The 5,857-nt window shown below is 58.3% G+C and carries 4 protein-coding genes and 1 pseudogene; 3 read left to right on the forward strand and 2 right to left on the reverse strand.

All coding sequences use genetic code 11. The features are described 5' to 3' along the window. Positions 1 to 130: 130 nt before the first annotated feature. Positions 131 to 715 carry a reverse transcriptase domain-containing protein gene (locus IF803_RS42045; protein WP_461196106.1) on the reverse strand — a complete coding sequence of 195 codons (585 nt, stop codon included), beginning with the start codon at positions 713 to 715 and terminating at the stop codon, positions 131 to 133. A 619-nt stretch (positions 716 to 1,334) separates the two neighbouring features. Next, positions 1,335 to 1,538 (reverse strand): hypothetical protein, encoded by a 204-nt coding sequence (locus IF803_RS42050; RefSeq protein ID WP_461196107.1) that lies wholly within the window; start codon positions 1,536 to 1,538, stop codon positions 1,335 to 1,337. A gap of 1,461 nt (positions 1,539 to 2,999) precedes the next feature. Here IF803_RS42050 and IF803_RS42055 point away from each other — a divergent pair. The 3 genes and pseudogenes from IF803_RS42055 to IF803_RS42065 all read left to right on the forward strand — a co-directional run. After that, positions 3,000 to 3,243, forward strand: a pseudogene (locus IF803_RS42055) (aminoglycoside phosphotransferase); the annotation flags it as partial. 383 nt (positions 3,244 to 3,626) lie between these two features. Next, positions 3,627 to 4,118 (forward strand): calcium-binding protein, encoded by a 492-nt coding sequence (locus tag IF803_RS42060; RefSeq protein WP_026192367.1) that lies wholly within the window; start codon positions 3,627 to 3,629, stop codon positions 4,116 to 4,118. A gap of 476 nt (positions 4,119 to 4,594) precedes the next feature. Then, entirely contained in the window at positions 4,595 to 5,434 is an 840-nt protein-coding gene (locus IF803_RS42065; protein WP_240536970.1) for a glycoside hydrolase family 12 protein, read from the forward strand. Positions 5,435 to 5,857: the final 423 nt, after the last annotated feature.

Genomic DNA, 5,857 nt, shown 5'->3' on the forward strand with positions numbered 1-5,857 from the left:
CCCTGAACGCAAAAGATAACTTTGCGGTGGAGTAGCGGTCACGGAACTATCGGTGGCGCCGGGCGGAAAGGCGCCCGGCGCCACCGATAGTTCCGTGACCGCTACTCCACCGCAAAGTTATCTTTTGCGTTCAGGGAGCCAGCGGACCGCCTTGCGGCGTGCCCTCTTCCGTCGGGCTGACCACCCCTCCCTCCATCACCCCCGCATTCAGGAATCCGCGGATGAGCTTCAGAAGGCGCTTGTCAGTCACCCGTTTGGCGACCAGCCCCATCAGGACGTCGTGGTTGACCCGGTCGAAGAACTTTTCCAAGTCGATGTCCACGACGACGGCGTGCCCGGACGCGATATACGCCTGCGCCCGTTCCACCGCCTGATGCGCCGAGCGGGTCGGCCGGAAGCCGAAGCTCGTCTCGGAGAACGTCCCATCCCAATCCGCCTGCAGCACCTGCATCACCGCCTGCTGGATGACGCGGTCGAGCACCGTCGGGATGCCGAGCGGCCGCAGGCCGCCCGACGCCTTCGGTATCTCGACCCGCCGCACCGGCTGCGGCTTGTAGGTGCCGTCAAGCAGTTGAGCTCGGATCGTGAGCCAGTGCTCTTTCAGGTGGGCCGGCAGTTCGTTGACGGTCATCCCATCGACGCCTGCCGCGCCCTTGTTGCGCTTCACTTGCGCCAACGCTTTCTTCAGATTCTCACGCTCGACCACTGCTTCCATCGAGCCCTGCGACCGCCGGGCGTTCAAGACTGGCCGTCGCCGCGCTTGCTTCGGTCTCTCGGACGGCGGCGCTTTGGGCTTCACCCTTCGCTCCGGTGTCCGAGTTCAGCTCAACCTGATTCTTCTGCCGCATGGCTCGCGCGAGATCGACCGCTCTACTAACCACTTCCACCGTTCGGGCCTTCGGCGGCGCGCTGCCGCCTACTATGCCCTCGGCTGACTTCTGCGCTGCGGTCAGGCCGCCTTGCGACGACCTCAGTCCCGTTGCCGGGACACAGCGCAGACCTCCCGAGGTAAGACCGACCGCCTTCGCCGCACGCCCGCCGGATTTACCACCCCGACCCTTGATGACCTTGGACTTCGCGACCGTTTGCTCGCTCGTCCGGCCGGGTAGGCCTCGTTATCTGGTTCTTGTCCATCGGGCCGCGGCTTTGCTCCACGCTTTCTTCAGACCCCACCTCGCGATGATGCCCTTGCGCTTCGCTAACCCTTCGCCGCCATCAGGCTGGGTAGAGGACTTCCACCTCCAAGCTGTCGTTCATACTCGGCACACAAACGAAGGGCCCCCGCCGGATACAAGGGCCCTTACAGAACTTGGAGGAGGAGACGTCTCCAAGGCCTATGTCGGCGACTGTAAGCCTGAAGACGATACCCATTGATGAATGTCAGCTGCGATCTCCGCCGTCCGCGCACGCTTCAGCAGCTGGTCGCGCTCGATGCCGGGCGGAAGCCGCGCTGCCTTGTGGAAGATATCGTCGGCAAACGCATTGAGCCGGTCCTGAAGCGATGTGGTTTGCTTTGCTCTATTTCTGGTTTTCTTCATAACGCGCTCCGTATTTTCTCGGGAGCGTTGAGGCTCACCTTTGCGATGAGCGTATGAAGTTACAATGATCGTTTCCACAACCTAGGTTACGACTGCGATAATCCTTTGAGCGAACTCGCGCGAAGACTTCGGAGGTCATGTCCGCGGCATTCGATTTCCGCCTGTAAGAACAGGCTCGACCTACGTTTTTTGGGTTTCTTGAGCGGCTTACTCAATTTACTTTTTGGGCTAATGACACTGTCCAGCGCCTTGCGAATCCTGCTCCACGTCGTCCGATACCAACCGGTCCCGACCTCAGTTCTTTGGTCCTCCTGTTTTCCGAGGTACAACGCGGCAACACCCGGCGTTTGATAAATCCGATAACCGGAAAATCGTCCCGCCGGACAGTCTTCTCCTTCAGCCAGGCTTCGTTGCGGTCGGAGCGGTACCGGACGTCCATCTTCTATGAAGTTGATGGGGCGAAGTTAGGGTAGCAGCGAACCTGCTTTTTCTGGGAGGGATGTCCGGTGCGCGCCGTCGTGAATGCGGCCGCCAGGATGTAGTGCTCCTGTGATAGTTTACCGACCGGGCGCCCCTGGATTCGTTCTCAGAGGCTACTTTCATAATCATGGCCGCGGGCGATCGAGCAAAGCGCGTCCGCCGTCTGGCGGCGCGGCATTTCGCCACGTGCGGTTGCAATCCCTCAGGGCACTGCTCGAAGCTCGATTGCTCCGGGTGCATAGCGTAGCACGTCCGTGAAACCTGTGGACCATCCAACGGATTTGTCACTCCATCCAAAGCCATCAGTTTGCGGTCGCTTTGCAGTTCAAGGTACCTCCCCCCTTCAGTCTAGCCGATTTAGCTGTCGAGAAGTTGACGCGCGCCCTACTGCTAGGTGCGACTCATTGAAACGTGCGCAGCATGACGAACGACATCAAAGCAATCGAACAATAAAAGCAACGGCATCTCGCTCTTCGATGATCTAGAATTGCAGCGCTTCCAGTGCTGCCGCTACATGGATTCGGTGCGCTGATGGTGGGAAGCGCACTCAAATTGGTACGCCGTATCGACGCCGAGGTTACAACTGACATCACTGATCCAGGCGACGCCTAGTCGAACGAATATTTTGTTTCAGCCGCTGCGCGATATGAGGCGCAGACTGACGTGCTTGCCCTGATTTTTGGTGTGATGGGCCGTTAGGGTACCGGAGCCATTCAAGGCCCGATCGGGATCTTGCATGGGCGCCGATTGCCCGCGCCGCATGGGATGGGTGACACGAGCCGACCAATCCTCGACGGGTGGAAAGGCGATTTGCAGTCGCCGCTATTGAAAGCCGGCTTCGCACATGGCTCGAGCATTACTTGCCGCTGGCCATTGAGAGGATCGGCCGCCTTGCGAGCCGGATCAACTGGTGCTCAAGGGTGGTGACGACGGCGATACCCCGCTTATGTGCGAAGATTCGGCGGCGTGGGCCAGATATACCGGGCCGCATGGGCGCGGCTCGTCAGACGTCAGACCTGCGTCTTTAGCGGCGGTCCGACCCGTGCAACATCGGCATCACCGCAGATCTGGTCGCGCTGACCGGGATGAGATCGCATGTCGACGTCCCCGATCTCGACCTGCTGCTGCCCCACAGCGCCGCCGGTCTCGACGACGGCGCGCATGACATCGCCGCGCAAGCATCGGCCGCGCGGAAGCCCCCGCCTACTGGAACCGCGAATTTGCAACAAGCAATAGTCCAGTCTGCCACGTGGAGGGAACAGCGCCCAAGCATGAACTTGGTCAAGTTTGCGCTCCTGTCATTGCCTGCTTGCCAATAGTGCCGGCCTGCGCGATCAAGCCTTCGCCGCTTGCCCAGCTACGACCGGTGTTGTCCTATACACTTGCCTGGACCGACCTCGCGACTTCGCGTACCAATTTTGTCCATGCGGGATCAAAAGTGTGAGCCGTTGGGCTTTCGAAACCACTTGCACAACGGCTCGCCATTGGACGACGCGTTGCAATGGCCTAGCCAAGTCAGGTTTCCGTCAGATCCGATGTGTATGACCATCAACGCGAGCCTGATCACTTCCGCGACGGCTCGCCTGGCAACACGACACAGGAAATGACATGGCTGTACTCCGCGGCGCGAACACCAACGATCACATAGTTGGGACTGCAGATGGGGACTTTATTCAAGGTCTGGGCGGGAACGATTTGATCTCCGGTGGTGGGGGCGATGATGAACTGGAAGGCAATCAGGGAGCCGACACAATCCATGGTGGTGCAGGCGACGATTTTCTGTACGGCGGTCAGGGCAACGATGTTCTGTTCGGCAATCAGGGCAACGACAACTTCATGTTCACGAGTGGGAATGGCAAGGATTCCGTGATCGACTTCACGGTGGGGGATAGACTGAATATCGAGGACGGGATCAATCACACCGGTATTCATACGCTTGCCGATCTTGCCAGTCACATCAAGGCGGCTGGCCCTGATACCACGGTCGTTGATCTCGGAGAGGGCAATTCAATCACGCTCTCACATGTGAATGCCGACGATGTTCAGCATCACCCGGACAATTATTTCTCAATCATGCATATCACTGATCAGCCCATCTGATCCTCGCGGCTGTTCTTGTCGGCCGAACATGCCGCACGGGCACGGCGATCGCGTTGGCACACCATCCTGCCGGCGACGACCGCCGTCACCCTCGGCAGACGGTCAAGCATTTCCCGATGAGCAGAGACATGGTGGCCACCCCACTTCGATTAATCCCTTTCAGTCGAATGAAGACCGACGAACGATAGAGGTGTCGCCGCTATTGAAATTGGAGGCAGCCGCCAAATTTGTAAACTCCGGCAAGCGAGCTCCCACTCCTTATTGGACGTTGTTCGAACAAGGCTGGTCATCCAATGGAGCGTTCTTTCTCAGCCTGGCGGCTGGTATCCGAGACGGAAAACCGGGACGGAGTTCACTTTTTCGTCTCAAGCTCGTCAGCTTCTCGAAAGCCAACCTTCCTAGCATTCGAGCCTAGCTATCGACGCCGCCTGCGACTGAACTGGCCACGAATCCTGCGGATACGTGCTCGGCGGGGTATGCAGGAAACTTTGTTCTCAAAACAGATAGGAGACGCTTTGGAGATCAATCGGATAAGTGGTGCGGGCTCGCCAGGGTCCACAACGGGAAACGTCCAAACGCAGGCGGATCATGACCGATTTAGGCAGGTCGTGAATGAAGCCAAGTCGTCATCAGCTGTCGCACCAGGGTCGGCGAAAGCTCCGATTTGGAGGTCGAGCGCTCCATACGGGAGCTTTTCACGCGGTGACTACTCTTGGAACAACGACGTATGGGGGACAGGCGCTGGGCCTCAGACGATTTCAGTGAGAGCCGTCAACCAGTGGGACGTGTGGTCGAACCAGCCTAACACTCCTGGCATCAAAAGCTATCCGCACGAGACTTTCAACGTCGGAAAGCCGCTCAGCTCCATCAAGAGTTTGACCTCGAGCTTCAGCCAGCAAGTGCCTGGCGGCGGCGCTTGGGACACCGCCTATGATATTTGGGACAGCTCAAACGAGCATGAGATAATGCTCTGGACAAACTACACCGGAAATCCCGACGGTGGCGGCAACGTTAAGCCAATTTCGTATCATTACGCCCCTTCCGGGGCCGCGATTCCAGTCTACAGAAATGTCAACATAGGTGGAGCGACTTGGAACGTGTTTGAAGGCTTCAATGGTCACAAGGTCATCTCACTGCTACCCACCTCGAAGACCAACAACGGCACGGTGGACATCAAGAGTGCCCTGGAGTGGATCAAGTCGAAGGGCTACTTTGGCGACATCAAGGTTGGTAGCGTCCAATACGGTGTCGAGATTACTTCTTCACCAGGAGGAATGAACTTCAATTTCAACAACTGGGCAGTGACCTCGAAGTGAATATCCACAGGGTGAGCTTGCCTGCAGTCATGCCATTGGGCGCGCCGACTGACGGTCTCAGCTTGCCGCTTACTGTTGAAAGGTCCGACTCCAGTGACACAGCGACCAGAGACCGCACCGCTTGACGGCACTTACAAAAGAAGAGCCGCTTGCGTTGCCGTAAGCGACCCAAGTCTAGGGAGGAACGCCCAAGGAGGGCAGCGATAGCGGGGCGCTACCGCGCATCCTGAAAATAAGACCATCGTATCGGCGGCTCCATTGAACGTAGGGAAAGGTCGGGCATCTAATGGGGGCATGGAACGATACGAAGGTATATGGTGCCCGCTGGTGAAGCCGACCACTTCCGCACTAGGCGTGGGCTGTCATTGCCGATGCATCACATCGAGCCTGTCTCTTATACACATCTGACGCTGCCGACGAACT

The organism is Bradyrhizobium sp. UFLA06-06 (assembly GCF_054820065.1).